Origin of the sequence: Pelistega indica (assembly GCF_000506865.1) — a bacterium.
GTDB classification, from domain to species: domain Bacteria; phylum Pseudomonadota; class Gammaproteobacteria; order Burkholderiales; family Burkholderiaceae_B; genus Taylorella; species Taylorella indica.
Genome location: NZ_AYSV01000028.1, coordinates 1 through 3,516, shown reverse-complemented (window position 1 = coordinate 3,516; position 3,516 = coordinate 1). Strand labels below are relative to the sequence as shown.

The following is a 3,516-nucleotide window of genomic DNA, read 5'->3' as shown; positions in this document are numbered from 1 at the left end:
TTAAAATCAACTAAACAAGGTTAAACGAACTTAACCGAGGAGTGGTTAACGATTTATAATACGCAAAGACCTCATGATGCACTAAAGGGGCTCACCCCTTTAATGTACAAACAAAAACATTCCGTTTCTACTTTATAGTTGTACTAAAAATGGGATGGGTACAAATCTAATCTGACAGACACCGCTTGTCAAACGGGGAACTGTCAGATGAAGTCTGAACTTCTACAAATAAGCTTTATTGCTTAATAGCAATTAAAAACGACGAATCGATTTATGTTTTCTTAATTGCTGTTTTGTCGTTTCAAAAATAGTCCTTAAATGTTTTTCTAATGCTTGTGCAGCCTTCTCTGGGTCTTTTAAGGAAAGCATATCAACGATGAAAATATGTTCTTTGACGCTTCCTTCAATTGCACCTTCAGTAGATAAAAATTCTCTTCTTGTAAGTAGTCCATAATTATATAAATCGGTACTATACTTGAGTAATAAATCGTTTCGGCAAGATTGAGCAAGTAATTTATGAAAATATTGATCAGACATTTGAAAGCGAAGAGGGTCGGTGAGCATATTTTTTTGTGCTTCAATCAACTTTTTTAATTGTTCTATTTCTTTTTTAGTAATACGTTGTGCTGCCTCTTTTACAACGGCTATTTCAATTGCTAATCGTGCTTGAAAAACATCTTCAAATTTGTATTGGTTAATATCATCAATTAACTGGTGAGAATGAAATTTTTGAAAATTTTTAATAGTGGATTCGGATGCATTGACAGTAGTTTTACTCCCTTGGGAAATATTAATTAAACCATAAGCAGCGACCTTATTTAAGGCACCTCTAATTGTTTCTCGGCTAACTTCAAATAGTTTTGTTAACTCGCGTTCACTGGGTAATTCATCCTTATCTTGAATTAATCCTGTTGTAATCATTTCGATAATTTTTTCAGCAACAATATCTTTTTTTGTTTTATGAGTAACTCCTTCACTTTGCTGAAATATTGAGAGTGGTGTCAGTTTTTCTTTCATAACAAATAATTTATAGATATCTTTTTCCTCAAATTTTAGTATATCAGTAATTACCATTACTTGACATATTTATTTTTCCTCTATATTCTTTATCTAAGTGGTATGGATATCATACCAGTAAACCATTATAAAGGAAATTAAAATGGAAAATAATTCTAAACCAGTAATTGCTATTACTCTTGGGGATGCATCAGGGATTGGTAGTGAACTTGTTGCAAAATTATTATCTATGAATGATATTGGAAATGAAGCGTATATTGTTGTTGTAGGGGATAAATGGCAATGGGAGGAAGGAAAGAGAATTGCCAAAGTAACTCTCGAATTACCAGAAATAACTTCATTCAAGGATATTAAAAATCATAAGATTTGTTTTTTTGAATTAAATACTTTACAACCACATCAAAAAGAGTTCTCAGTAGTTTCTAAAGAATGCGGTGAATCAGTATTAAATATACTGTCATTTTGTATGGATGCAGCAATTAATAAAGAGGTGGATGCAATATGTTTTGCACCACTCAATAAATATGCTATGAAGTTAGGTGGTTTGCAGTTTGAAGATGAATTGCATTATTTCGCTAATTATTTAAAAGTAGATAATTATTTTTGTGAGTTTAATACGTTAGGAAATTTATGGACATCGAGAATTTCCTCTCATATTCCCTTAAAAGATGCTCACTTATATTTATCAAAAGAACGTATTAAAGAAGCATCAATTTTAATATACAAAGCCTTGCAGCAAGCAGGGTTTAAATCACCAAGAGTCGCTGTAGCAGCATTTAATCCACATGGAGGAGAAGGGGGGACATGTGGTACAGAAGAAATTGAAATTATTAAACCTGCAGTGGATGAAGTACAGAAACAAGGCTATCCAATAAAAGGTCCTTTTCCTGCAGATACTATTTTTTTAAAGGCAAAAGCAGGTGAAATTGATGCTGTTGTGACTATGTACCATGATCAAGGACAAATTGCAATTAAATTACTTGGTTTTTCGCAAGGGGTAACTATTCAAGGTGGTTTGCCTATTCCTATCACAACTCCAGCACATGGAACTGCTTTTGATATAGCTGGACAAGGGGTTGCAAATGTTACTCCTATGCGTAATGCATTTGATATAGCTTGCGTAATGGGCAAGAACAAATTAATTCATATTTAGATACGAGAGGAGATTAAAGTGAGAATCAAAAATATCAAGGCAAAGGTATATGAGTGGCAAGGTGAAACAGTTCCACCGCAGGGGAATTTTTGCTCTAATGCTATTGATTTAGTATATGACAATGGAGCAGGGAGTGGGCTGACTCGAAATGACACCATGAAAACCTTTCGTTTTCATCAGTGGACAGTTGTTGAGATTGAAACGGATACTGGGATTGTAGGTTTAGGGAATGTGGCACTTGCCCCTAGAATTGCGAAAGCAATTATTGATGAGTATTTGAAGCCATTATTAATTGGACAAGACCCTTGGGATTATGAATATCTCAATCAACGGATGTATAGAGCGACACATGCATGGGGGCGTAAGGGTGTTGGTATGGCAGCTATTTCCGCGGTTGATATTGCAATATGGGATATTTTGGGGAAGAGCGTCAATAAGCCTGTATTTAAACTCTTAGGGGGGCGTACCAAAGAAAAGATCCCTTGTTACTACAGCAAACTTTATCGTACTGACTTAAAGGAAATGCAAGAGGAAGCTCAAAAATTTCTAGATCAAGGTTTTAGAGCTTTCAAGATGAGATTTGGATATGGTCCAGCTCATGGACAGCAAGGAGTGGTTGAAAACCTTAAGTCAGTTGAAGCAGTGCGAGAGGTGATTGGCTATGATAATGATTTAATGCTCGAATGCTACATGGGTTGGAATTTAGAGTATGCAAAACGCATATTACCAAAATTAGAAAAATATCAACCAAGATGGTTAGAGGAGCCTGTAATTGCTGATGATATTGATGGTTATGCAGAGTTAAATCAATTAACAAGTATTCCTATTTCAGGAGGCGAGCATGAGTTCACATTATATGGTTTTAAACAATTATTAGATAAGAAAGCAGTTAGTGTTGTTCAATACGATACCAATAGAGTTGGTGGAATAACAATGGCACATAAAATTAATTGTAGAAGTTCAGACTTCATCTGACAGTTCCCCGTTTGACAAGCGGTGTCTGTCAGATTAGATTTAGCTCAGCTTTTTGCTGTTCCAAATCTGTTTACCATCAATCAATGTTTCTATGGGTGTTCGCCCACAGCACATCTTTCCTTGATGAGTTCGTTCATTATTATAGAAATCAAGCCATTCGTCTAGGTCTTTTGTAACCATCCCCTAAATTAAGACAACAAGAAAGTAGAACTTTTTTGAACGTTACCGTAAACTTATTTCAAAGGAGTTTTACCATGAGTAAACGTACTAGCGAAAGCCAAATTATCAACATTCTTAAACAAGCCGAGGCAGGCACCCCTGTTCAAGAGTTATGCCGTCAACATGGCATTTCTTCTGCCACATTCTACAAA

General features: G+C 35.1%; 3 protein-coding genes and 3 pseudogenes. 4 read left to right on the top strand and 2 right to left on the bottom strand.

Annotated elements, in window-relative coordinates; genetic code table 11:
• Positions 1-36: 36 nt before the first annotated feature.
• Positions 37-138 (top strand): annotated as a pseudogene (locus tag V757_RS29855) (integrase core domain-containing protein); the annotation flags it as partial.
• A gap of 114 nt (positions 139-252) precedes the next feature.
• On the opposite strand, the gene V757_RS17745 reads toward V757_RS29855, so the two are convergent.
• On the bottom strand, positions 253-1,074 hold the full coding sequence (locus V757_RS17745; protein WP_023949594.1) for a FadR/GntR family transcriptional regulator: 822 nt from the start codon (positions 1,072-1,074) through the stop codon (positions 253-255).
• 85 nt (positions 1,075-1,159) lie between these two features.
• On the opposite strand from V757_RS17745, the gene V757_RS17740 reads away from it, so the two are divergent.
• A complete protein-coding gene (locus V757_RS17740; protein WP_023949592.1) occupies positions 1,160-2,170 on the top strand; it encodes a 4-hydroxythreonine-4-phosphate dehydrogenase PdxA in 1,011 nt (336 codons plus the stop codon).
• 18 nt (positions 2,171-2,188) lie between these two features.
• Positions 2,189-3,121 (top strand): annotated as a pseudogene (locus V757_RS17735) (enolase C-terminal domain-like protein); the annotation flags it as partial.
• A gap of 63 nt (positions 3,122-3,184) precedes the next feature.
• On the opposite strand, the pseudogene V757_RS28320 reads toward V757_RS17735, so the two are convergent.
• A pseudogene (locus tag V757_RS28320) lies at positions 3,185-3,316 on the bottom strand (IS481 family transposase); the annotation flags it as partial.
• Between the two features lie 83 nt (positions 3,317-3,399).
• Between V757_RS28320 and V757_RS17730 the strand changes: the two are divergent.
• On the top strand, positions 3,400-3,516 hold a 117-nt coding region (locus V757_RS17730), incomplete at its 3' end, for a transposase (RefSeq protein ID WP_023949588.1).

Bases quoted from the DNA above. Each gene is read 5' to 3' on its own strand.
- V757_RS17745 (WP_023949594.1), bottom strand. From the start codon at position 1,074: ATGGTAATTACTGATATACTAAAATTTGAGGAAAAAGATATCTATAAA.
- V757_RS17740 (WP_023949592.1), top strand. From the start codon at position 1,160: ATGGAAAATAATTCTAAACCAGTAATTGCTATTACTCTTGGGGATGCA.